This window comes from Nocardiopsis alkaliphila YIM 80379, from assembly GCF_000341005.1.
Classification (GTDB): Bacteria; Actinomycetota; Actinomycetes; order Streptosporangiales; family Streptosporangiaceae; genus Nocardiopsis; species Nocardiopsis alkaliphila.
Map to the genome: position 1 here is coordinate 1 of NZ_ANBD01000088.1, position 23,939 is coordinate 23,939.

23 protein-coding genes are annotated in these 23,939 nt (G+C 69.0%); 13 read left to right on the plus strand and 10 right to left on the minus strand.

What is annotated here, in order from left to right; all coding sequences use genetic code 11:
• Positions 1-108: 108 nt before the first annotated feature.
• The 6 genes from D472_RS0113060 to D472_RS0113085 form a co-directional block, all read right to left on the minus strand.
• Positions 109-792, minus strand: coding sequence for a DUF1028 domain-containing protein (locus D472_RS0113060; protein ID WP_026117652.1), 684 nt, complete (start codon positions 790-792; stop codon positions 109-111).
• A gap of 79 nt (positions 793-871) precedes the next feature.
• Positions 872-1,228: a cupin domain-containing protein gene (locus D472_RS0113065; protein ID WP_017604931.1), complete on the minus strand. Its 357-nt coding sequence runs from the start codon at positions 1,226-1,228 to the stop codon at positions 872-874.
• A gap of 162 nt (positions 1,229-1,390) precedes the next feature.
• Entirely contained in the window at positions 1,391-2,800 is a 1,410-nt protein-coding gene (locus D472_RS25445) for an MmgE/PrpD family protein (protein WP_017604932.1), read from the minus strand.
• Positions 2,797-3,609, minus strand: a complete 813-nt coding sequence (locus tag D472_RS0113075; RefSeq protein ID WP_017604933.1) for a cyclase family protein — start codon at positions 3,607-3,609, stop codon at positions 2,797-2,799. The genes D472_RS25445 and D472_RS0113075 overlap by 4 nt, the downstream gene beginning before the upstream one ends.
• Positions 3,606-4,466: an HpcH/HpaI aldolase/citrate lyase family protein gene (locus tag D472_RS25450; protein WP_017604934.1), complete on the minus strand. Its 861-nt coding sequence runs from the start codon at positions 4,464-4,466 to the stop codon at positions 3,606-3,608. The genes D472_RS0113075 and D472_RS25450 overlap by 4 nt, the downstream gene beginning before the upstream one ends.
• Entirely contained in the window at positions 4,463-5,692 is a 1,230-nt protein-coding gene (locus D472_RS0113085) for a CaiB/BaiF CoA transferase family protein (protein ID WP_017604935.1), read from the minus strand. Before D472_RS0113085 ends, D472_RS25450 begins: the two co-directional genes overlap by 4 nt.
• A gap of 419 nt (positions 5,693-6,111) precedes the next feature.
• Between D472_RS0113085 and D472_RS25455 the strand changes: the two genes are divergently transcribed.
• Positions 6,112-7,524, plus strand: a complete 1,413-nt coding sequence (locus tag D472_RS25455) for an FAD-dependent oxidoreductase (RefSeq protein ID WP_193373464.1) — start codon at positions 6,112-6,114, stop codon at positions 7,522-7,524.
• A gap of 12 nt (positions 7,525-7,536) precedes the next feature.
• Positions 7,537-9,000 (plus strand): dihydroorotase, encoded by a 1,464-nt coding sequence (locus D472_RS0113095; protein ID WP_017604937.1) that lies wholly within the window; start codon positions 7,537-7,539, stop codon positions 8,998-9,000.
• A 198-nt stretch (positions 9,001-9,198) separates the two neighbouring features.
• Here D472_RS0113095 and D472_RS0113100 read toward each other — a convergent pair whose 3' ends face one another.
• Together D472_RS0113100 and D472_RS0113105 are read right to left on the minus strand one after the other, a co-directional pair.
• On the minus strand, positions 9,199-10,434 hold the full coding sequence (locus D472_RS0113100) for an FAD-dependent oxidoreductase (RefSeq protein WP_017604938.1): 1,236 nt from the start codon (positions 10,432-10,434) through the stop codon (positions 9,199-9,201).
• An 82-nt stretch (positions 10,435-10,516) separates the two neighbouring features.
• Positions 10,517-11,287 carry an IclR family transcriptional regulator gene (locus tag D472_RS0113105; RefSeq protein WP_152447948.1) on the minus strand — a complete coding sequence of 257 codons (771 nt, stop codon included), beginning with the start codon at positions 11,285-11,287 and terminating at the stop codon, positions 10,517-10,519.
• Between the two features lie 140 nt (positions 11,288-11,427).
• Between D472_RS0113105 and D472_RS0113110 the strand changes: the two genes are divergently transcribed.
• From D472_RS0113110 to D472_RS0113135, 6 genes are all read left to right on the plus strand, one after another.
• A complete protein-coding gene (locus D472_RS0113110) occupies positions 11,428-11,721 on the plus strand; it encodes a Dabb family protein (RefSeq protein WP_017604940.1) in 294 nt (97 codons plus the stop codon).
• Complete coding sequence (locus D472_RS0113115; RefSeq protein WP_017604941.1) at positions 11,718-12,374, plus strand: isochorismatase family protein; 657 nt, start codon at positions 11,718-11,720, stop codon at positions 12,372-12,374. The genes D472_RS0113110 and D472_RS0113115 overlap by 4 nt, the downstream gene beginning before the upstream one ends.
• Entirely contained in the window at positions 12,371-13,282 is a 912-nt protein-coding gene (locus tag D472_RS25460) for an isocitrate lyase/PEP mutase family protein (RefSeq protein ID WP_017604942.1), read from the plus strand. Before D472_RS0113115 ends, D472_RS25460 begins: the two co-directional genes overlap by 4 nt.
• On the plus strand, positions 13,279-14,022 hold the full coding sequence (locus D472_RS0113125) for a maleate cis-trans isomerase family protein (protein WP_017604943.1): 744 nt from the start codon (positions 13,279-13,281) through the stop codon (positions 14,020-14,022). The genes D472_RS25460 and D472_RS0113125 overlap by 4 nt, the downstream gene beginning before the upstream one ends.
• Before the next feature lie 37 nt (positions 14,023-14,059).
• A complete protein-coding gene (locus D472_RS0113130) occupies positions 14,060-15,745 on the plus strand; it encodes a carbon-nitrogen hydrolase family protein (RefSeq protein WP_017604944.1) in 1,686 nt (561 codons plus the stop codon).
• Positions 15,746-16,110: 365 nt separating this feature from the next.
• Positions 16,111-16,920 carry an IclR family transcriptional regulator gene (locus tag D472_RS0113135; RefSeq protein ID WP_017604945.1) on the plus strand — a complete coding sequence of 270 codons (810 nt, stop codon included), beginning with the start codon at positions 16,111-16,113 and terminating at the stop codon, positions 16,918-16,920.
• 157 nt (positions 16,921-17,077) lie between these two features.
• Here D472_RS0113135 and D472_RS0113140 read toward each other — a convergent pair whose 3' ends face one another.
• A complete protein-coding gene (locus D472_RS0113140) occupies positions 17,078-17,359 on the minus strand; it encodes a hypothetical protein (protein ID WP_017604946.1) in 282 nt (93 codons plus the stop codon).
• 54 nt (positions 17,360-17,413) lie between these two features.
• Complete coding sequence (locus D472_RS27150) at positions 17,414-18,469, minus strand: class I SAM-dependent methyltransferase (RefSeq protein WP_051045996.1); 1,056 nt, start codon at positions 18,467-18,469, stop codon at positions 17,414-17,416.
• Positions 18,470-18,813: 344 nt separating this feature from the next.
• Between D472_RS27150 and D472_RS0113150 the strand changes: the two genes are divergently transcribed.
• The 5 genes from D472_RS0113150 to D472_RS0113170 all read left to right on the plus strand — a co-directional run bounded on the left by D472_RS0113150 (position 18,814) and on the right by D472_RS0113170 (position 23,935).
• Positions 18,814-20,376, plus strand: coding sequence for an ABC transporter substrate-binding protein (locus D472_RS0113150; RefSeq protein WP_017604948.1), 1,563 nt, complete (start codon positions 18,814-18,816; stop codon positions 20,374-20,376).
• A 79-nt stretch (positions 20,377-20,455) separates the two neighbouring features.
• Entirely contained in the window at positions 20,456-21,538 is a 1,083-nt protein-coding gene (locus tag D472_RS27155; RefSeq protein ID WP_017604949.1) for a class I SAM-dependent methyltransferase, read from the plus strand.
• Positions 21,535-22,548 (plus strand): ABC transporter ATP-binding protein, encoded by a 1,014-nt coding sequence (locus D472_RS25475; RefSeq protein ID WP_017604950.1) that lies wholly within the window; start codon positions 21,535-21,537, stop codon positions 22,546-22,548. The genes D472_RS27155 and D472_RS25475 overlap by 4 nt, the downstream gene beginning before the upstream one ends.
• On the plus strand, positions 22,545-23,651 hold the full coding sequence (locus D472_RS25480; RefSeq protein ID WP_017604951.1) for an ABC transporter ATP-binding protein: 1,107 nt from the start codon (positions 22,545-22,547) through the stop codon (positions 23,649-23,651). Before D472_RS25475 ends, D472_RS25480 begins: the two co-directional genes overlap by 4 nt.
• Before the next feature lie 2 nt (positions 23,652-23,653).
• Positions 23,654-23,935: a hypothetical protein gene (locus D472_RS0113170; RefSeq protein ID WP_033303736.1), complete on the plus strand. Its 282-nt coding sequence runs from the start codon at positions 23,654-23,656 to the stop codon at positions 23,933-23,935.
• Positions 23,936-23,939: the final 4 nt, after the last annotated feature.

Consider the following 23,939-nt stretch of genomic DNA (forward strand, 5'->3'; position numbering starts at 1 on the left):
ATCCCATAAAGCGGACACACCCCCAAAAACCATGAAAGTCGAGAACGCCCAGACCAGCGCCGCGAGCAAGATCACGGGGACAGGGCTGAGCTCACGCGCGTGCCCGACTCACTCGGGGTGCAGGCGCTCGAAGGCACCCCGAGGGTTGTCCCGGGTCGGCAACGCCTCCACGAACGGCAGCAACTCCCGCCGGGCCACCCCGTGTACCCGCCGCAGTTCGGCGACCGGATCGGGGTGTTCGTCCACCCGCAGGTCCAGATAGGGGTAGGGGTGACCGGTGTGCACGTACAGGGCGGCGCTCTGCTTGCCCCTACGATCACCCCCCGCGGCCTGGCCCGCCTCCAACGCGCTCAGCAACCGCTCGTCGAAGGGCCGTTCGGGTTCGGCCTCCCAACTCCGGACCATCGCGTCGAGGGTGTCGGCACCGGTCAGGATGTTCCCGGCCACCGCGTAGCCCTCCCCCACTCGATGGCCGCACCAGGGATGGGTCATGGAGCCGGTGTGGGCGGCGGATCGTCCCCGACCGTCCACCACGGCCACCTGGCGTGAGTCGGGTTCGGGGTCTTGGGCCAGGACCTCCTTCAGTGCCTCGGCCGCGCTCTGGGAGCGCAGCCGCTCCAACACGTCCACGCCCAACAGCGGGTTGATCAGCGCCTGAGTGGCCACGGCCCCGAGTTCCGCGTGCGCGAATACCGTCAGCGCCCCGATCGCCGGCATCCGGCTGGCCAGCGCCACACCGCACGTTCGGTTCTCGGGGTCATGGGCGACGATCGTGAAGGTGCCCGCGTACAACCACATCACTCTTTCCGTACCGTCGGCGCGTCCACGCCTTCCCGGGATCGTATCGGCCCGTCGGTGACCTACCGCTCCCCTACTTGGTCTCGTGGGCGGAGGGGGCCATCAGATGGATGAGGATCCTGGCCGGCCCCTCGACCGGGGCGACGGCGTGTGGGACGCCGGCGGCCACGTGGATCAAACCGCCCACACCCATCGTGTGCCGCTGTTCCTCCACGTCGAAGCGCACCTTCCCCTCGATCACCTGCACTACGATCGGGGAGGGCGCACGATGCTCGGTGAGTTCGGTGTCCAAGGCCAAGTGCACGACACGCACGTCCTGCCCTGAGAACAGGGTCTTCGAAGCGACCCGCCCTTCCTTGACCGGGGTCGCCTCGGTCAGCTGCTCGATACCCGCACTGATCAGGGTGGCCGGTGAGGTGTCACGTGCCATGGCTGTTCTCTCCTTCGATGTCATCGCGGTTCCGGGTTCCCAGCTTCTCCCATCCCGACCGTCAGGTCCCCATCGCCCCACCAGAGCGAGCCGTTACCTCGACCGAAGATCGACCAAAGGGCCGCGCACGCCGCGCGGCCCTTGGTCCTGACCCCTTGGGTTCTAACGACGGTCACCGGCAGGGGCCACCGCCGTGCACAGTGCGTCGACCGACGGTGCCTCGGCCAAACCCCACACCAGTTCCACGATCCGGTCCGGGTCCGCGACCCTGCGGCGCGCGTTGAGACGGAACTTGGTCGCCAACTCCTCGGCGGACAGGGGGTTGTCCGGGCCTCCCCGGTTGACCGAGACCCGCACTCGCCTTCGGCTTCCATCCCGCAGTGTCGCGGTGAGGAGCGCGGGGAATTGGCGGGGGAAGATCCGATCGCACTCGGGGTCGGGCACGCATCTGACCTTGGCGGCCAAGGCCAGCCGAGCCGGGTCGGCGGCGGCCTCGTCGGTGAAGTCCTCGTGGAACAGGCCCAGACCGCCACCACCCAGCAGCGCCGCTGCCACCGTGTAGGGGCCGCTGAAGGCCGCGTGGTAACCCGAGCGCGGCCTGGCCTTCTCCTCTGCGGGTTCACCGATGGTGCGCAGCACCGCCGTGGGCACGCCCAGTTCCAGTTCGGTGATCTCCTGCGCCCTCAACCCTTCGGCGCGCAGCTTCAGCGCGGCGTCGATGCCCGCCTGGGTGAAGTGGTTGCAGGGGTAGGGCTTGAAGAAGATCCCCGGCAGTTCCCACTCGGTGGTGAATCCTTCGACGACGTCCTGGGCACGGCTCGCGTCACCGCAGAACGCCTCCAAGAAACCGAATCGTCCCTCCACGACGGTCGGTGGGCCGGTCAGACCGTGCCGGACCAGGTCAGCGGCGCTGACACCGGCGTGCGCGGCCCACCCGCAGTGCACCCGCTTGATGGTGCCTCCGGTCCGGTTGGCCTCGATGATGCCCGAGCCCATGCTGGCCGCGACCCCGGCCGCGTGCGCGACCCCGGCCGCGTCCAACCCTTGGAGCAGCGCGGAGGCCATCGCGGCCCCCACCGCTCCGCAGATGGCCGTGGCGTGCAGGCCGCGTTCGAAGAAGATCGAGTTGCCGAGTTCTTCGTCGTATCCGGCCATGCCCAGGCGGACGGCGAGTTCGATGCCCAGACCGGCGGCGTCCAGCAGTTGAGCGCCCGAGCGGCCGTGCGCCTGCGCCGTGGCCAGGGCCGCGGGCAGGACCGGGGCCGAGGGGTGCAGGACCGAGGGCAGGTGGGTGTCATCGAAGTCCAGCGCGTGGGCCAGGGTCCCGTTGACCAGGGCCGCGGAGGAGGCGGGATAACGCGCACCACTCCCGAAGGCCGTGGCGGCCGTGGTACCCGCCCATTCGGCGGCCACCGCCTCGGCGATGCGGGCGGGTTCCTGTTCGACCGCGGCCAGGCTGTTGCCCAGCAGGTCCAGGACCCGGCGGGAGACGTCGGTGCGCAACTCCTCCCGGAGCCCTTCGGTGTAGGCGGCGTGCGCGAGGCGGGCCGCCGTGACGATCACTCCGCTCATGCGCTCATCACCGCCAAGGGGCGCACCGGCGAGCCGGTGCCGCCGATGATCTTCAACGGGGCCATGACGAACACGAATTCCCCCACTCGCTCTCGTGAGAGGTCTTCCAACCTCATGTGCTCGATGATGTGGATACCGTTCTCCACCAGCAGGATCCGGTGTACGGGAAGGACACTGTGGCCCTTGCCCGCCGGGATGTGCTCGAAGGCCGTGGTGTCGGCTCCGGCCGCCGCGATCCGGCGCTCGGCCAACCACTGGCCGGCCTCCTCGTCGGGGCCGGGGACCCCGTCGGACTGGCCCAGGTAGGCGGCGGCCTCGTCGAAGCGGGTGGCCCAGCCGGTGCGGATCAGGGCGACGTCGCCCGGGCCCGGTTCGGCGCCGCCGTGGGCGGCGGCCTTCTCCAGGTCCTCGGCGCTCACCGCGTAGCCGGGTTCCAGGCATTCGACCCCGTGGGCCGCCGCCACGTCCAGCAGGACGCCACGACGGATGAGCGGTTCCATCTGGTCGATGCCGTGGTGGACGAAGCGTCCGTTGACGGTGGCCTCGGCGGCGTCGATCCCGCCGTTGAGGCATCCCAGGTGGGATACGTGGGAAAGGGCGTCCACGTGGGTGCCGACGTGGCCGCCGGTGATGATGAGTTCGTTGGCGGCCGATCCGCCGTCGGGTCGCACCATGTCGCCGTGTCGGCGGATCAGGGTCATCCGAAAGCCCGGGTGGTTGGGCGAGGAGGGCATGCCGGTGAACAGCGGCTGGGCCAGGTCGATGGTGCGGACTCCACCTCGGACCGCGGCCAGGAGTGGGTCTGTCATGGGGTCTCTTCCTCGTTCTCGGGGATGGGGTCGGTGGCCAGGACGGCGCGGGCCGCCTGTACGACGGCGGGGTCGACGAAGCGTCCGTCGGTGGTCAAGAAGGCGCTGCTCCCGTGGGTATGGGCGGCTTCCAGACCGGCCAGGAGGTCGGCCGCCTCACGTCGCTCTCGTGCGCTGGGCGTGTAGGCGGCGTGCACCGCCGGAATCTGCCGGGGGTGGATGAGGGCCCGGCCGAAGAAGCCCATGGCTCGGCCGCGTTCGCTGGAGGCGCGCAGTCCCTCTTCGTCGGCCACGTCGGTGTAGACGCTCTGCGCGGGGCTGGGCAGCCCTGCCGCACGGGAGGCGTTGACCACCCGTGAGCGCGCCCAGTCCAGGGCTCCGTCGTCGCTGACCCGCAGGCTCGCACGCAGGTCGGCTTCGCCCAGGGAGATGCCTGCGACGGTCGGGTGCGCCATGGCGATGGCGAAGGCGTTCTCCACCCCCAGGGCACTCTCCAGCAGTACGTGGATCGGCACCGGCTCTTCGGTTCGCTGGAGTGCGTCCACGGCTTGACCTACCTGGTCGGCCGATTCGGTCTTGGGTAGTCGCACACCCGCCACCGGAACCCGGGCCAGGGCCCGTAGGTCGTCCAGCCCCCAGGGGCCGGTCAGGTCGTTGACCCGCACGTGGAAGGGTCGGGTGACTCGCGCGGCCAGGTCGAGCACGGCCTTTCGGGCCTCCACCTTCGCACCGGCGGGCACGCTGTCCTCCAGGTCGACGATGACCGCTTCGGCTCGGCTCGCCAATGCCTTCTCCACCCGGTCGGGGCGGGTGGCCGGGACGTAGAGCCAGCTGCGCGGTGCCCGCGTGGTGTTCATCGCCCTTCTCCGGTGAGGCGTTCGATCGTTTCGGTGTCGACCCCGAACCGGGAGAGCACCTCGGCCGTGTGGGCGCCCTGGGCCGGGCCCGTGGTGCGGATCTCACCCGGTGTCTCCGAGAGGCGAAAGAGCACGTTCTGCATCCGTAGTGGACCAAGGTCCGGGTCCTCGACGGTGGTGATGGTGTCCAGTGCCTGGAACTGGGGGTCGTCGAACACGTCGCGCACGTCGTAGATGGGAGCGACCGCCGCCTGGGCCTCCTCGAAGGCGGCGACCACCTCGTCACGATCGCGCCGGCCGATCCAGTCGCCGACGGCAGCGTCGAGTTCGTCGGCGTGCTCGGCGCGCTCGGCGCCGGAGGCGAACCAGGGTTGTTCGATCAGGTCGGGCCGTCCCACCAGACGCATCACGCGTTCGGCGATGGTCTGGGCGCTGGTGGAGATGGCCACCCAGCCGCCGTCGGCGGTGCGGTAGGTGTTGCGGGGCGCGTTGTTGGAGGAGCGGTTGCCCAGGCGCTCCTGAACCGTGCCGAGCTGATCGTAGACGGTGGGTTGGGGCCCCAGGACGGTGAGGATCGGTTCGGTGATGGCCAGGTCGATCACCTGTCCGCGCCCGGTGTGGGTGCGGGCGTGCAGCGCGGTCATGATCGAGTAGGCCGTGGTGAGCGCGGCGATGCCGTCGGCGAGCCCGAAGGGCGGCAAGGTCGGGGGCCCGCCGGGTTCTCCGGTGATGGCGGCGAATCCGCTCATGGCCTCGGCCAGGGTGCCGAACCCCGGGCGTTTGGCGTGCGGGCCGAACTGGCCGAACCCGGTGACGCGGGCCAGGACGAGTCGCGGGTTGATCTCGCGGAGCACGTCGTAGCCCAGGCCCCAGCGTTCCAGGGTTCCAGGGCGGAAGTTCTCGATGACCACGTCGGCTCCGGCGACCATCTTCTTGAAGGCTTCGCGGCCTTCCTCCGAGCCGAGGTAGAGATCGACCGACTTCTTGTTGCGGGCGAGCATCTTCCACCACAGACCGTGGCCGTCCTTGGCCGCGCCGTGGGTGCGCACCGGGTCTCCCCGGTCGGGATGTTCGATCTTGACCACCTCGGCACCGAAGTCGCCGAGCATGGTGGCCGCCATGGGACCGGCGAACAAGGTGGCGATGTCCAGCACCACGAGGTCGTGCAATGCCCCCGGGGCGGGAGGCGGGGTCGATTCGGCGTGGCCGGTGTCGGAACTGTCCACCTGGGTGGTCCTTTCTGTGGGCGCCGGGAGATCCGGCGTGGGGCGGGGTCCTCGGCGTCGGCCAGGGAAGGGCGTGAGGCTGGAGCCTGCCGTGGAGCCTGTGGGGGCTCCGGTTCAGGGACCGAAGAGAACACCCCATGTTTCACTCACAGAAACATGATTCCATTTCTGCCGGAGGCTCGCAATACCCCTACCGAAACCGGATCGTCCGCAAACAAGCACATCCGCCAGCCATCTTTCGGCAACTCTTGACTCTCGCCACCGTAGGATGACATCTTCAACAAGCACGGGAGTGTTCCCATAGGTGAAACATCGATCCGATCAGGGGTCGGAGGTAGAGGCATGCGAAAATTCCTCGGTGTGTCGGCGTCCGCGAATGCGCCGACGCTGAGCACGGACCCGCTCGTGGGGGTGCGACCATGAGCCCGAGCGGTGAGCCCGGACCACCCCCGCAGGAGGCGGCCGTGGACCTGGTGGTGGCCGGCGCCGGTGGAGGGCTCGCGGGCGCGTTGCGCGCCGCCGAGGCCGGGCTGGAGGTTCTAGTCATCGAGGCCAGTGAGAACTTCCGGCGCGGCAACAACACCTCCATGTCCACCGCGATGATCCCCGGGGCCGGGACCCGCTGGCAGCGGGAGGCGGGCCTTGAGGACTCCCCGGAGCTCTTCCTCTCCGACGTGATGGCCAAGACCGGTGGGCAGGCCGACGCCGTGCTGTCCGAGGCCCTGACCGACTTCAGCGCCGAACTGGTCACCTGGCTCGCCGAGGGCCTGGACCTGCCCGTGGAACTGGCCCCTGACATCTCCTATCCGGGACACTCTGTGACGCGCTGCCACACCGTCCCCTCCCGAACCGGGGCGGAGATGTTGGACCACCTGATCACCCGGGCGCGGCAGCATCCCAACATCGACTTCCTCGTGCCGGCCCGGTTGACCACGGTGCGCACCCACCAGGGGCGGGTGTGCTCGGCCATCGCCGAGTACCCCGACGGGTCCACGGAGGAGATCCCCACCCGGGCGCTGCTACTGGCGTGCAACGGTTACGGGGCCGACAGCCACGCGGTCCGAGAGCTGATGCCCGAGATCGCCGACGCCGTCTACCACGGCGGCGAACACTCGCGCGGTGACGCCCTGCGCATCGGCGCCGAACTCGGCGCGGCCACCGGCTACCTGGACGCCTACCAGGGCCACGCGGCCTTGGCGCGCGGGGCCGGAACCCTCGTCGGTTGGGCCACGATCATGCACGGTGGCGTGCTGGTCGACACCCGAGGTCTCCGTTTCGGGGACGAGACGGTGGGCTACTCCGAATACGCGGCGGCCCTGGCGGCCCGACCCGGCTCGGGCGGCTGGATCGTCTTCGACCAACGCGTGCACGAACTGTGCCTGGCCTTCGGCGACTACCGCGACACCGTCGCACAGGGCGTGGTCCTGACCGCACAGGATCCGACCGAGCTCGCCCAGGCGTGCGGGCTTCCCGTCGAGGCGCTCACCGACACCCTGGAACGGGCCGCCCACAGCGCGAAGGGCGACGTTTCCGACGAGTTCGGGCGCTCGAACTGGGAGGCCCCACTGCGTCCTCCCTACCGGGCGGTGCGAGTCGAGCCCGCGCTCTTCCATACCCAGGGCGGCCTGGTCGTGGACGGCCACGCCCGAGTACTACGAAAGGACGACTCCCCCATCACCGGGTTGTACGCCTCCGGCGGGGCCGCCATCGGCATCTCCGGTCACGGGGCGGGCGGCTACCTGGCCGGCAACGGCCTCCTTCCCGCGCTCGGCCTGGCCGTGCTCGCGGCAGATCACTGCCGGGGTCTCTCCCCGGCTCAGCACAAGTCCTGAGAGGGGATCAACGTGTCCGAGTACGAATTCGACACGATCATCAAGAACGTCAAGGTGGTGCGCCCGGACACCGACACGGTGGAGCACGGTGACATCGCCGTGGCCCAGGGCCAGGTGGCGCAGGTGGCCCCCGACCTGGACACCTCCCTGGCACCGGAGATCATCGACGGTCGCGGACGCCTGGCCTTTCCCGGCGCGGTGGACGCCCACCAGCACTGGGGGATCTACAACCCCCTCAACGTGGACGTGCGCAACGAGAGCCGCGCCGCCGCCCAAGGCGGTGTGACCGCGGGCCTGACCTACATGCGCACCGGCCAGTACTACCTGAACAAGGGCGGCTCCTACGCCGACTTCTTCCCCGAGGTGCTGTCCCTGTCCCAGGGCCGCGCGCACATCGACTACGCGTACCACATCGCGCCGATGCAGAGCAGCCACCTGGAGGAACTCGACCTACTGGTCGACAAGTTCGGTGTCACCTCGTTCAAGATCTTCATGTTCTACGGTGGCTACGGACTGCACGGGCGTTCGGACGACCAGGCCTCGTTCCTGATGACGCCGCCCGGGGAGCGCTACGACCTGGCCCACTTCGAGTTCGTCATGCGTGCTCTTCAGGGCGTGCGGGAACGCCACCCCGAGATCGCCGACCGGCTCTCGCTTTCCCTGCACTGTGAGACGGCCGAGATCATGTCCGCCTACACCAAGATGGTGCAGGAGGAGGGCGAGCTGACCGGCCTGGCCGCCTACAGCGCCTCCCGTCCCCCGCACTCCGAGGGCCTGGCCATCGCCATCGCCTCCTACCTGGCGCACGCCACGGACCTGCCCACCATCAACCTGCTGCACCTGACCTCGGCCAAGGCCATGGAATCGGCCATGACCATGGCCAAGGCCTTCCCCCACATCGACTTTCGGCGCGAGGTGACCCTGGCCCACCTGGTGACCGACATCGACACCGGCGACCCCGTCGGCGGCAAGGTCAACCCGCCACTGCGTCCGCGCGCCGACGTCGAGGCCCTGTGGGAGCACGTGCTGGCCGGCGACATCGACTGGGTCGTCAGCGACCACGCCTGCTGCAAGGAGGAGATGAAGTTCGGCGAGGACCCCGACGACGTCTTCCTCTCCAAGTCCGGCTTCGGGGGCGCCGAGTACCTGCTTCCCGGTCTGTTCTCCGAGGGGCGCCGTCGCGGCCTGTCCGAGGCCGCCATCGCGCGCCTGGTCTCGTGGAATCCGGCCCAGCGCTACGGCCTCCGGGACAAGGGCACCATCGCCCCCGGTTACGACGCCGACATCGCTTTGTTGGACCCCGACCTCACTTGGACCGTGAAGCCGGAGGACTCGGAGTCCCTTCAGGAGTACTCCCCCCTTGAGGGCCTGGAGATCAACGGCGCCGTCACCGACGTGTTCCTGCGCGGTTCCCGGATCGTGGAGAACGGCAAGGTCGTGGGCGAGCCCCGAGGCGTCTACGTCAGACGCGCCTGAAACACGGCCGAGGCCCGGTCGCGCGCTCCACGGGGGAGCCGCGCGACCGGGCCCGACGCACGTCCTGGACGGCCCCTCGGTCCCGGGCACGGGTGTGAGGTGCCCGGAAAAGGGCCGTGCCCCCTTCGCGAGGGCGGACACCGACGCGAAGGGGGCACGGCTTCGGAGCGGGGCCCAAGACCTTTCTCGGGCCCGGCCTCAAGCGCGGGTGGTGAGCATCGAACTCACCCGTAGGTACTCTCGGGATCGGACCGGGTCCGCGGCGATGCCGCTCAGCTCCTCGTGGTTCCGTCTGCGCTGGTCCGCCGACTTTTGCTGGAGGTTCTCCCAGTTGCGGTGGGTGGCCGCGCGCACCAGGTTGAGCGCCACGTCGCGACGGCGGTCGGAGTAGCCCTCGAGTGGTTCGGTGTCCTGGTCGATCGCGCTCAGGATGGCCCCGGCCGCGTCCACCGCGTCGTGGATGCCGCTGTTCATCCCCATTCCGCCGAGCGGGTTGTTCAGGTGCGCGGCGTCCCCGGCCAGCAGGAAGGGCCCGTGTCGGAAGTCGGTGGCCACCCGTTGGTGCACGTGGTAGAGCGAGGTGTGGGCCACCGTGTACCCGCCGGGGTTGGGGGCCAGGTCCAGCAGGCGCCTTTGGATGGCGTCGGGGTCGGTCACGGCATCGGCGTCGGCCTCTTCGGGGACCGGGAAGAGCACCCGCCAGTGTCTGGGGGTGCGTAGCAGGACCAGCCATTCTTCGGGGTCGGAGACGTAGTTGACCTCGCAGATGCCGGGGATGAGCGCGTTCAGGTCGTCCTCGATGGAGACGATGAGGAAGCGCTCGGGGTAGGTCATGCCGGGAAAGTCCACGGCCAGACCCTTGCGGACGGTACTGCTCGCGCCGTCGGCGGCCACGGCCCAGGGAGCACGCCACTCGCGCGGCCGCTCTCCGCCGGTTCGGACCACGGCCTGGCCATTGTCCTGGTACGCCGCTTCCACCCGCGCCCCCAAGACCACCTCGACGTTGGGCATCGCTTCGAGCCTGCGGTGGATGATGTCGACCAGGTTCTGCTGTTCGCTCTGCAACCGGTAGGGAAAGGCCGTGTCCGCCTCCAGGACGGACAGGTCGAACTCGGCCACCAGTCCCTCGTGGCGGTCCCGGTACTGGTAGGTGCGTGAGATCAGGCCGGTGCGGTGTAGTTCCTCCCCCACCCCCAGGTCCTGCAACATCCGCAAGGTGGGCGGATGGAAGGTGGAGGCGCGTGATTCGGTGAGGTCGCGTTCCAGGCAGGCGTCCGCTTCCAGGACGGTGACCCGGCATCCCGCTTGGGCCAGGATGAGCGCGGCGGTCGCGCCGACCGGGCCCAGGCCGATGACCAGGACGGGAACGTCCTTGGCGTTGGGGCGGGGCGCATGGGGCCGGGGCGCACTGGAGTTGGCTGAGTCGGTGCCCACTCGATTCCCTTTCCTGTGTGCTCTCACAATGCGGGAATCGCTTTTCACCTGGTGATAGGTTAATCCCTGCACTCCTTCGGAGTCAAAAAAGGCGGTCGATCGCGCCGCTCACCTCCTCCGCGCCCTCGCGCACCAGGGTGATGACGCGCTCCCGCGCCTCCTCGTCCAGGCGGAACAGCGGTCCGGCCACACCGATGGAGGCCACCAGGACCCCCTGTTCGCGTACCGCCGCCGAGACCCCCCAGATCCCCTCGTCGACCTCCTCGAAGCTCTGTGTCCATCCCTGGTGTGCCACCAGCGCGATCTCCTCCTCCGTCGGAGGACCTGGATCGGTCCTTGGCCGGTGGGGCGCCTCCTCGGCCAGCCGCGCGAGGTAGTCGGCGCGCTCACGCTCGGGCATGCCCGACAGCAGGACCCGCGCGGCCGATCCCCGATGCAGGGCCATCGGCTGGCCCGGGTCGAACTGCAACCGAACCGGGCGCCGCGACTCGGCCCGGTCCACGCACACCGCGGCCGTGTGGCTCCGCTTGACCAGCAGAGCGGTCTCCCCCGTCTCCAGCGCGAGCCGCTCCAGAACCGGACGCGCCAGACGCTCCACGCCTCCCCACGCGGCGCGCGCGGCACGGGCCATGCCCATGGCCCGGAAGGTCAGCCGGTAGCCGCCCGTGACCTCGGACTCCTCCAGCAGGCCACTGTCGCGCAGCACCGACAGATAGCGGTACGTCGAGCTCAGCGGGGCGTCGATCGCCTCGGCGAGTTGGGCCGTGGTCAAGGTGTGCCGCTTCTCGTCGAAGGCCAGCAACACCCCCAGCACCTTTCGTGAACTCTCCGCACCGCTACGACGCTCCGCCACTACGCCCACTCCCTTGACGAGGATTCCCTGGTCGGCTTATCTTCTATCAACTATTAAAAATCATGCTCTCACAATGTGGTAATCACTGCAATCCAAGTGGACGCGGGCCCTGGCCCGCTCCCCGATCCGAGGAAGACACAGTGATCCGTCACGTTCTGCTCCTGGGCTGGAAGCCCGAAGCCACCAGCGCCCAGCGCGAAGCCGCCCTCCAGGGCTTCCACCGTCTCGGCGACCACGTCCCCCAGATCCATGCGTTGACCGCGCGAATGGACGCCGGCCTGGCCGAGGGCAACGCCGACCTGATGGTCACCATGGACTTCGTCGACGCCGCCGCCTGGCGCGCCTACCAGGAACATCCCGAGCACCGCGCGCTGATCGAGAACGTGCTGCGCCCGATCCTGGCCCGGCGCACCGCGATCCAGGTGGCGGCATGACCGAGAACTCCTACTCCCACGACCGTGACGACGCGACGGCGGACTACACCGGGGCGGGCTTCTTCGGAGAGCTGGAGCCGCCCAGCCGGCCGGCCCTGCTCGTGATCGACCTGGTCAACGCCTACCTCGACCCTCGCTCCCCGCTCTACGCCGGGGTCGAGGACATCGTCGACCGGGTCGCCGACCTGGCCGAGGCCACCCGCTCGGCCGGCCTGCCGGTGGTCTTCACCTACGTGGGCTACCGCGACGACGGACTCGACGGCGGCCTGTTCTACCGCAAGGTCCCGGCCCTGCGGCTCTTCACCCAAAGCGCCGACCCGCACTACGGCGCCCCGCCCGAACCCCTGCGTCCCCGGCCCGAGGACATCACCCTGACCAAGCAGTACCCCAGCGCCTTCTTCGGCACGCCGCTGGCCTCGACCCTGCGGTCGCTGGGCGTGGACGGCGTGATGGTGACCGGCACCAGCACCAGCGGTTGCGTGCGCGCCACCGCGTTGGACGCGTTGTGCCACGGGTTCGCTCCGATCGTGGTCACCGACGGGGTGGGCGACCGTGACCCCGAACCGCACCGGGCCAACCTGTTCGACCTGGACGCCAAGTACGCCGAGTTGCTCACCACCGAGCAGAGCATCGCGTGGTTGGGGAAGCGATGAGCTCCGACGCTCCGGGCTCACGCCTGCGCGCCCTGCTCCAAGGCCCCGCCGGCACCGAACCCCTCCTGGCCCCCGGGTGCTTCGACACGCTCTCGGCGCGCCTGGTCCAAGAGGCCGGCTTCGAGGTCGCGCACCTGTCCGGGGCCGCCGTTTCGGCCGTGGCGTTGGGCCTGCCCGACCTCGGCTTCGTCGGCGCCACCGACATGGTCCAGGCCCTGCACCGGATCTTCGAGGCGGTCTCGGTGCCGCTCATCGTCGACGCCGACGCCGGATACGGGGGGCCGCTCCAGACCGCGCGCACCCTTCGACGCTACGAACTGGCCGGGGCCGCGGCCCTGCACATCGAGGACCAGGTCCTGCCCAAGCGCTGCGGACACATGGCGGGCAAGGCCGTGGTGTCCCTGCCCGAGGCGGTGGCCCGGGTCGAGGCCGCCGTCGAGGCCCGCGACGACATCGTCGTGATCGCCCGCACCGACGCGCTCTCGGTGGCCGGGCCCGAGGAGGCGGTCCGCAGGGTCGCCGCCTTCGCCGCGCGGGGGGCCGACGCGGTCTTCGTCGAGGGGACCCTCGACCCCGAAACCGCCGAGCGGGTACGCGAGGCCGCGGGCCACGTCCCCCTGGTGCTCAACGCCTCCGAGAGCGGCACGGCCGATCCGGCCCCCGCCCACACCTACGCCGACCTGGGCGCCCGGGTGGTCCTGTCACCGGTGGCTCCCCTGCTGGCCGCGGCCCAGGCCATGCGTACCACCCTGCGCACCCTCCGTAGCACCGGTACGGCCGCCGGCACCGCCCGCATGCCCTGGAGCGAACTCAACGACCTACTGGGCCTGGCCGAATGCGCCTCGTTGGAGGAACGCTTCTCACCCGACCGGCCCGGTCTCCTCAGCCACGATCAGGAGTCGACATGACCACCGTTCTCGCCCACCGCGCCGCGTTCGGCGTCATCGTTCCCTCGACCAACACCGTCGTCGAGGACGAGTACAACCGCATCCGCCCCGAAGGCGTCTCCTACCACGCCGGCCGTATCCTCATCGAGAACGGCCGGCTCGACGACGACGAGGTGTTCGAACGCTTCCTGGAGAGCCTGCGCCTCCAGATCGAGAAGGCGATCGAGTCCGTACTGACCTGCGAGCCGGACCACCTGATCATGGGGATGTCCGCGGAGACCTTCTGGGGCGGGGCCGAGGGCAACGAACGTTTCGAGCAGTGGGTTCGAGAGGTCTCCGGCCTGGAGGTCACCTCAGGCGCCGCGGCCTGCGACGCCGCACTGAAGGCCGTGGGTGCCCGCCGCATCGGTGTCATCACGCCCTACCAGAGCGTCGCCGACGAGGAGGTCCGACGTTTCTTCACCGAGATCGGCTACGACGTCGCGGCCGTCCACGGGCTCAAGTGCCCCTCGGCCACGGCCATCGCCGAGGTCGCGCCCCACGATGTGGAGGCGGCGTTCCGGGCGGTGGACCTGGAAGGCGTGGACGCGCTGGTCCAGGCGGGTACGAACCTGCCGGTGGTCGGCGTCGCCGATCGCCTGGAACGTGAGCTCGACAAGCCCGTCATCCCGATCAACTCGGCCACGGTATGGCACGCCCTGCGTACCCGTGGGATCACCGATCCCGTCGAGGGGGCCGGTCGCCTCCTGCGCGACTTTTGAGTCACCACCCACCGATCCTCTCTAGGAAAGCGAAACGATGACCCTTCAGCGTGTGGCGGCGGCACAGTTCTTCTCCGGCACGGACGTGGCCGCCAACCTCCGACTCTGCGACGAGTACGTCGAACGCGCCGTCGCCGCCGGCGCCCGACTCGTGGTACTGCCCGAGAACAGCAACCGGATGCGCGACTACGCCGACCGTGAGCAGTGCTGGGAGCTGTCCGAGACCCTCGATGGCGCCTTCGTCACCGGACTGCGCCGGACCGCCCGCAGGCTGGGGGCGTACCTGGCCGTGGGAGTGGACCTGCGCGGTGAACGGGCCCCCGACGTGTACATCTGCTCGGTCCTGATCGGGCCCGATGGACAAATCATCGGTGTGCACCGCAAACACGTGCTGTGGGACTACGAGTACACCCTCTTCGTCCCCGGCGACGAGCCCTACGAGGTCTTCGACACCGACATCGGCCGGCTCGGATTGTTGCTGTGCGCCGACGGCATCGTGCCCGACACCCCACGGGCGCTGGCCCTGTCGGGGGCCCAGATCCTGTGCAACTCGCTGAACTCGCGAGGCCCGGACGAGTACCGCGTGCACGTTCCGCTGCGCGCGATCGAGAACCGGGTCTTCCACGTGGCCGCCAACACCGTGGGCGGGCCCGCCGACGCCTGGCCCTGGATGGGCGGCAGCCAGATCGTGGCACCGGACGGAACCCGTCTGGCCGACGCCGGTGAACTCGAACCGGGGATCATCGTCGCCGACATCGACCCCTCCGAGGCCGACGACAAGGTCATGCCCGAGGTGGGCGACGTCTTCGCTCGGCGTCGCACCGACCTCTATGGTCCCCTGACCGCGCCATTGGAGTCGTTGCCGGTGGCCTCCATGTGCGGTCCCGCGCCCAAGGACATGCCGTCTCGGCCGTTGCGGGTGGCCACGCTCCAGGTCAGTCACTTCCCCAACACCGAGTGGACGATCACCCGCGCGCTGGCCCAGATCGCCTACGCCGGGCAACGCGGCGCGGACCTGGGCGTGCTGCCCTCCTTCTTCTGTTTCCGCCCCGGTGAGGAGGCCGCCGACCCGGCCGCCGCGGCCGCGCTGTCCGCACGGGTCCTGGAGCGCCTGGCCAAGGCCTGCGCCGAGGCGAAGGTCTGGGTGGTGGCCCACCTGGTCGAGGAGTCCGAGGGCGCCTACCACTCCACCGCCTACCTCCTGGACGGTGCCGGGAACGTGGCCCACACCTATCGCAAGACCCACCTGACCCCCGCCGAGCGGGAATGGGCCACCCCCGGTGACCGCATCGACGTGGCCCACACCGAGATCGGCGCGATCGGCCTCATGATCGACGACGAGGTGTGGGTGCCCGAGGTGGCGCGGTTGCTGACCTTGGACGGCGCCGAGGTCATCGCCCATCCGACCGACTGGCGGGTGCCCGAGGCCGCGCACGTGGCGGCCACCGAGCGCACCGAGGAGAACCGGGTGCACCTGGTCTCGTGCACTCGTTTGGACAGTCCGGCCGAGGTCGGCAGCCAGGTGGTGCGTTCCGACGAGTTCGCCCCGAACCAGCCCATCGCGTTGATGCGTTACCCGACCGGTCACTGGTCACGGCACGGCTTCGAAGAACAACTCCTGGTGGACCTGGACCTGCGGGAGTCCCACGGCAAGATGATGGGCCACCACCTGGACCCGGTGGCGACTCGATCGCCCGAGTTGTACGGAATGTTCCTCGACTGATCCTCGAAGGCCGCCCCTTTCCGAGGACGGTCCCCAAAGCGGGGAAACGACCGACGGCCATTACCCCGTGTGATGGCCGTCGGTCGTTTTCGTCGGCCGGTCAAGGTTCGGGCACTTTTTGGGAAAAAAGGGTTTCTCCTCGGCCTCCATCTTCCCCCGCAGGGCGGTTCGCACCTTCGACCCACCGGGAGAGCGCTCCCACCTGTTCCATTTACTGAAATCGCGTTACGGGATAGACTTTGCCCATCCCCCGGCGGATCCATGACGGCGTTCCCCTCACAGGAACACCCGTGGTGCGTCGGCACCGTCCGCGTTCCACCTCGACCAGCCGTGGGACGTCCACCCGTATTCGCGAGGAGCCCGCCATGTCCACCCCTACCACCTCGGAGAAGTCACCACCCGGCCGCAGCTCCTCCGGTAGCCAGACCGTGGCCACCGTCGAGCGCGCCGCCGACATCCTGGTGCTGTTCACCGAGTCGGACTCTCCCACCCTGGGGGTCACCGAGATCGCCGAGAAACTGAACACCTCCAAGGCCGCCGTCCATCGCATCCTGGCCTCACTTCGCTCACGGCACCTGATCCACCTGGACGAGGAGAGCCGCCGCTACTCCCTGGGCACCACCGCCATGCGGCTGGGCGCCGCCTACCAGGAACGGGTGGACATCCGCCAGATCGTCGGCTCGGACCTGCGTTCCCTGTCCCGCTTGACCGGCGAGACCACCACCTTGTCCGTGCGCACCGGCGACGCGCGCATCTACATAGACCAGGTCACCCCGCAACGCGAGGTGATCATGACCGTGTCCTTGGGGGTCCGCTATCCCCTGCACGCGGGAAGTTCCTCCAAGGCGTTCCTGGCGTTCTTGCCCGAGGACGAGCGCGAGGCCTACCTGGAGCGCGAACCGCTCGGATCGTTGACCGGGGCGACCATGGTCGACACCTACGAGCTGCGCCGGGAGTTGGAACGCATCCGCGAAGCCGGTTACGCGACGTCCTTCGGTGAACGTCAGGCCGGCGCCGCCTCCACCGCGGCCCCCATCCTGGACCACCGGGGCGAGCCCATCGCGGTCATCAGCGTCTGCGGGCCTCGTGAGCGCTTCCTGGAAGAGGCGGAAGCCTGCTCAGACGCGCTCTTGGAGGTCTCGCGCAAGCTCTCCCGCCGTATGGGAGCCCGCTGACCCACCGCCCCCTTCCCTCTTTGGTGCGTGCCCCTTCCCTCAGGGGCACGCACTCCTACGCGGTGCACGCGCACCGGGCGGCACACGCCGGACGCCGAAGCGGCGGTGCCCCCGAATCGTCCTTCGGGTGCACCGCCGCTCCTGGCGCGGAATCGGCTCAGCGGTCGAGCGCGGCCTCCACGCGAGTGTCCTGGTCCAGGACCGCGCCGAAGACACGCCGCACGAACGCCGTGCGTTCGGCGTGGATCCTCTCGCGCAGCTCCCCTTGGGGGTGCAGCTCTTCGAGCTTGTCCAGGTCGATCGTGCCCTTCTCGGCCAGCAGGTGTTCCAGGACCAGGTTGCGGTCGCGCAGGATCCACACCTCCGAGGCCAGCTCGGTCACCATCCGGGCGATGTCGTCCAGCCGCTTGGAGCCCAGGTAGTTGTCGGTCTTACTCATCGGGACGTCCTCTTTCGTGTCCGGGTGCCGTCGGGGCGTCGGCCCCTTGCCAGGTCAGGCCTGTTCGGGCTTACGAGCCCGGTTGGCCCAGGGATAGTTGCCCGGACCGACCCCGTAGGCCTCGACGTCGGTGAAGCCGATCTCCTTGAGCAGACCGGGCACGTCGAGTTGCAGGGCCGAGCGCCAGTAGGGCTCACCACGGTTCTCGGTCTCCCAGTCCAGGACGACCGCGCGGAACGCCTCCTGGTGCTCGTAGGGGGCCACGTCACCGATGACGATGTCGCCCCCCGGCTCCAGGACCCGGAACATCTCGCGCAGGATCGCCTCGGTGGCCTTGGGCGGCGTCTCGTGGAACAGGATGTAGGCGGCCACCAGGTCCACGGAGGCGTCGGGCAGCCCGGTGTCTTCTGCGGCGGCCTGGATCAGCTCCCAGTTCAGCCCCTCTTCCGCCGCGGTGGCGTGCGCGTAGCGCAGCATCTGGGTGGACAGCTCCACGCCCGTGATCTGGGCGTCGGGGAAGACCTTGCTGAGGGAGAGGGCGAAGCGGCCGGTGCCGATGCCCGGTTCCAGGATCCGGCGGTAGTCGCGCCGGGGCGCCTCCATGGCCAGCAGGGTGCGCTGGTCGTTGAGGTCCTCTCCGGTGCGCACCGCGCCCACGCCTCCGGGCTTGAGGACGTAGTGGTAGCCGAAGTCCTGGGTGATGACGCCCATCAGGTCGTGACCGTCCCAGCCTCCAGGGGTGAGGTGGAAGCCGTTCTCCCAGTACTTGGGGGGCTTGAGGTCGGGGTCGAGCGTGAGGCTGCCCGGAGCGTCGGTCACCTCCAGCCACTCCTCGATGGCCGGACGCACCTCCTCCGCGGCGGGGATGGCCCGCACGTAGATCTCCTCGGCCACGTAGCGGGTGAAGAGTCGATCGAAGCGCCAGGCACTGTCGTCGTCGAGCGCCCGGTGGACGGAGTCACGGCGCTCGTTGATCTTGGTCGGGGGCTCGGGGACGGCCTCCGCGTACGCGGCGGCGGCCCGCTTTTGGAGTACGCCGCCGGAGTAGCCCTGGAGTGAACCCAGGAACTCCATCCCTGCGCGGCCCCGGTGACGGATGGGAACGTCCATCAGCGATCCTCTCATGTTCCACTAACTGGAACTTCATTCCAGAAAAGATGGTTCTTACACCCTAACCACCGCCGATGATGTGTCAATAGTCATTTTTCCCTCTTGACGCATGACGCGCCTTGTGTCCATTATTACTGGAACAGCTTTCCAACCAGGGAAACAGTTACTGTTCACGCCAGACCACGCGAACTCCCGTCACTGTGCGTGACTCATTTCGAGCCGGCCTCTTCCGGCTTCACGAACCAGGTGTCCCGGTCCCGCCGACCCCGCCCGAGACGACCGTCCGGACCCTGGCTCAGCCACATCACTCATACGCGTCTTCACGGCGCGAACGAGGAGAAACCATGATCGGACACCCGGTTCACGCGAACGGTCCGGCACCGTCCCGGCCCCGCACCCCCCGAAGGGGCACGATCTTCACGGCCACCGCGAGCATCACGGCGGCGACCCTGCTGCTCACCGCCTGCGGCGCCCCCGGATCCTCCGGCGGCGAGGAGGAGGGCGCCCCCATCACCGTGGGCACCACCGTCACCGAAGACGCCATCAACCCGCTGAACAAGCAGTACGCCACCTTCCAGTTCAACGCCTTCGACGCGCTGGTCCGGCAGATGCGGGGTGACGAGGAGCCCCAGCCGCGCCTGGCCACGGACTGGGAACAGGTCGAGGACACCCTGTGGCGTTTCACCCTGCGGGAGGACGCCACGTTCCACAACGGCGAACCTGTCACCACCGAGGACGTCGTCTTCAGCTTCAACGAGACCATGGAGCAGCAGTTCGCGAACGCCTCCTACATCAGCACGGTCGCCGAGGTGCGCGAAGGAGAGGGCGGGACCGTCGAGATCCAGACGCACGAGCCCGATCCACTACTGCTGTCCCACATCGGCCAGATCTTCATCGTGCCCAAGGACCACTGGGAGGAGGTCGGCGGCGCCGACGGGTTCAGCGCCGACCCCGTGGGATCGGGCCCCTACGAGATCACCTCCTTCGACCCCTCGAGCGGGGTCGAGTACCAGGCCTACGACGGTTTCTGGGGTCAGGCCCCCGCCACCGAGAACATCCACGTTCGCTACATCACCGACACCGGTGCCCTGTCCTCGGCGTTGGAGTCCGGCGAGATCGACATCGCCCACGAACTGTCCCCCGACGCCATCGAGATCCTGGGGGGACGCGACGACATCGTCGTGCACAACGAGTTCAGCGGCCTGCAGAACATGTTCCAGCTCAACACCGTGCAGGAACCCTTCGACGACATCCGCGTCCGCCAGGCCGCGATCGCCGCCATCGACGCGCCCGCCATGATCGACGCCCTGGCCCACGGGGCCGGCACCATCGAGGACGGCCAGGTCGCCGCGGAGGGCGTCTTCGGTTACTCCCCCGACATCGAACGGCCTCCTCACGACCCCGACAAGGCACGCGAGCTCCTGGAGGAGGCCGACGCGGTCGGTGTCGAGATCACCCTCTCCGGCCAGGCCCGGGACACCTCCCTGTTGGAGTCCATCGGCAACCAACTCGACGAGGTCGGCTTCACCACCACCATCGAAGCCAACGAGATCGGTGTGTGGGTGGAGGAGTTCCGCAATGGGACCGACGCCGACATCTTCTACCGAGGTTCCTCCTACAGCGGGATCTTCGACGCCGGACGCCCCTACTCCTTCATCTCCACCGGTGAGCGCCCCTTCGTCGAGGACGAGGAGTGGGACGCCCTGTACGAGGCCCAGCGCAACGAGATGGACCCCCAGGTGCGCGAGGCGGCCCTCATCGAGGCCTCCGAATACGTCCGCGAACAGGGCTACGTCCTCTACACCTACGGTCGGCCCGCGGTCTCGGCCAGTCACGCCGACATCTCGGGTGTCGACTACGGGGACGGACTGGTCCTGCTGCTGGACGAAGCGACCAGGAGCAGCTGACCCCGAAGGGCCGGGGCGCGTGGACACACCCACGTGCCCCGGCTCCCTTCACACCCGAGCACGAGTCCGAGGAGTAACCATGACCACCGCACAGCCCACCGTTCCCGACGGAATGCGGGCCGACGTCGAACTGGCGCAGCGCGGCCGGTCCGAGATGCAGTTCCTACAGGCCATGCGTGCCGGACTGCGTCCGGTTCAGGCACGCCTGCGCACGCGCCTGGAGGAGGGGTCCGCACTGTCCTCGGGCACCGAAGACATCGCCCGGTTGCGCGCCGAGGTCGACGAGGAACTGGCCCAGGACGCCGATCCGGGTCTGATCGGCGCGGCCCTTAGGTGGAACCGTTCCGTCCTGACCCCCCGCGCCATCGATGCCTTCGACGAACGCGCCGAGGACCTCACGCCCAAGGCCACCGCACCCGCGGCCGGGGACATCACCGATCGCGGGGACGAAGCGGTCCCACGTTATTGGCGCTATGAGTTCCACGGGACCACCGGTGGGTGGGACGGCCACGAGCACATGGGATTCATCCACCACGAACTGGTGTATCGCTACCTACTCGTCCCCTCCTTCCCCGGCGACATCTTCGGCCAACGCGCCGCCGTGGCCCGTCTCGCCCCTCGCCAGGACTACGCCGACATCTGCGACCTGGGCTGTGGAACCGGACAGTTCACCATGAAACTCGCCCAGACCTACCCCGAGGCCCGTATCACCGGTGTGGACCTGTCCACGTCGGAACTGCGCTATGCCCAGCGGCGCGCCGCCGAGGCCGGCCTGGAGTGGGACCTGCACCGGGCCCCCGCCGAGGACACCGGCCTCCCTTCGGAGGGCTTCGACCTCGTGGCCTCCTTCATCCTGCTCCACGAAATGCCGCCGCACGCCATTCGCGGGGTCTTCGCCGAAGCACTGCGCCTACTGCGCCCCGGCGGCGACCTCGTCTTCTCCGACGTGGCCCCTTACCGGCTGCGCAGTCCCTACCAGGCCTGGTACGACGACTGGGACGCGGAGAACGGCCACGAGCCCTGGTGGCGCACCGCCGCCACCATCGACCTGGCCGAGGTCGCCCGCGAGGCGGGATTCACCGACGTACGTCAAGAAGCCCTGGGCAAGGAGTCCTACCCCTGGGTCACCCTGGCCCGCAAGCCCGAACAGGAGCGAGAGTGAATCCCGAAACGGACGACATCCTCCGTCTGAACCAGGTGAGCGTAGGGCTGCGCACCGCGGGCGGTGAGGCCCGGATCCTGCGGGACGTCTCCTTCTCCGTCGAACGCGGCCGGATCGTCGCCTTGGCGGGAGAGTCGGGGTCGGGCAAGTCCACCGCGTTGTTGGCCGTGCTCCGGCTGCTGGCTCCCGGAGCGCGGGTCAGCGGCGAGATCCTCGTCGATGGTCAAAACATCGTTCCGCTACGTGGGCGTCGGCTACGCGACTTCCGTGCGCGCACCGCCCGCATGGTGTTCCAGGACCCGTGGCGGGCCCTGCACCCCATGCACTCCATCGGAGGTCAACTCGTGGAGTCGGCCCGCGCCGCGGACCGTTCCTTGAGCAGAAAGGCCGCGCTCGACCTGGCCGGCGACACGCTCTCCCGTGTGGGCATCCCCGACCCGCACGCACGGTTGCGCTCCTACCCGCACGAGGTCTCCGGTGGTCAACTCCAGCGCATCGTGATCGCGATGGCGCTGGTGGCCTCCCCCTCGCTGCTGCTGTGCGATGAACCCACCACCGCGCTCGACGTCACCACCCAGGCACAGATCCTCGAACTGCTCCAAGAACTCAACCGCGACCTGGGGATCTCCATCGTGGTGGCCACCCACGACCTCGACGTCATCACCGACATCGCCGATGAGCTGGTCGTGATGTACGCCGGCGCGGTCTCCGAGGAAGGCCCCACCGAACAGGTCATGGCCCGCCCCGAGCACCCCTACACCTGGTCGCTGTTGCAGGCCGCTCCGGGCCGGCACCCGGGTGAGCGGTTGCGCGCCATCGAGGGCAGGCCGCCCTCACCGCTCACCGTCATCACCGGGTGCCCCTTCGCGCCGCGCTGCGAGCACCGGCGCCAGGTGTGCGAGACCGCCCCGCTCACTCCGGTGTCGGTGGCCCACGCGCCGGAACGACGCTCCTCGTGCGTGCGCGTCACCGCCGCGAGTGCGGGATCGATGGAAAGGACCTCGGGATGAGCACTGAGAACACCACGGCCGCCGGTGAGCCCGTCCTCAGGGCCCACGACCTGGCCAAACACTTCTCCATGGGCGGCTTCGGCCGTTCCCGCAAAGTCCTGCGGGCCGTCGACGGGGTGTCCTTGGAGATCGGCCGGGGCCAGACCCTGGGCCTGGTGGGCGAGTCCGGTAGCGGCAAGACCACCGTCGGGCGTACCCTCATCCGGCTCTACCGACCCACCTCGGGCACGGTCGAGTTCGAGGGTCGAGACATCACCACGAGCTCTGGAAACCGCCTGCGTCGCGACGTGCGACGCCGCATGGCCATGGTCTTCCAGAACCCTTCGACCTCACTCAACCCCTATCTGCGTCTGGGTGAGGCCCTGGCCGAACCACTGGTGGTGCACGGCATCGGCAACGCCGCCGAACGCCGTACCCGGGTCGGCGAGATGATGGAACTGGTCGGCCTGGACGCTTCCATGGCCCAGCGCTATCCCCAGGAACTCTCCGGTGGGCAACGCCAGCGCATCGGTATCGCCCGTGCCCTGATCACCGACCCCTCACTGATCATCGCCGACGAACCGACCGCCTCCCTGGACGTGTCGGTACAGGCCCAGATCGTCAACCTCTTGGGCGACCTCCAGCGGGAACTCGGGTTGGCCTACCTGTTCATCACGCACGACCTGGCCCTGGTCCGCCACATCAGCCATCGCGTCGCGGTGATGTACCTGGGCAGACTCATGGAGGTCTCCCCGGCCGAGTCCTTGTTCACCGAGCCGCTGCACCCCTATTCCACCGTGCTGGCGTCGATGCACCAAGAACGCGAACACCGCATCGTTCCACGTGGGGACATCCCCTCCCCGATGACGCCACCGAGCGGATGCGTGTTCCGTACCCGATGCCCGATCGCGCGCGAGCACTGCGCCACCCAGACGCCGCCTTTGCGGGAGGTCGCTCCGGGCCGTTCCGTGGCCTGCCACCATCCCGGCGAACTGAAGCTGGACCGGTCGGCCTCGGGTGTACGTCCCGAACCGGTCGGTGTGACCTTCACCGACGAACCCGCCACCAGGCAGGCGCGACCGGTCTCCGTCGGCTCCGTGCCGCACACCAGCGAGGAGAAGTGACCATGCCCGGATTCGCCAAAGACGACGCCGTGTACCTGACCCGCCCCGAGCACATGGACGCGCTCTTCGCCATCACCATGGAACTGGCCTCTGAGCTGTGGGTGACCCGGGACCGGCTCGCCGTCATCGAACAGCTCCTCCAAGAGCGCGGTGGCCTCAGCAGGCAGGACATCGAACAGACCCAACCCCAGGGTGAGTTCGCCGAGCGGCTCGCCGAGGAACGCCAACGCTTCTTGACCCGGATCTTCGAGTCCGCCTCACGCGCCGGCGAGAGCGAGGGATAGGAGC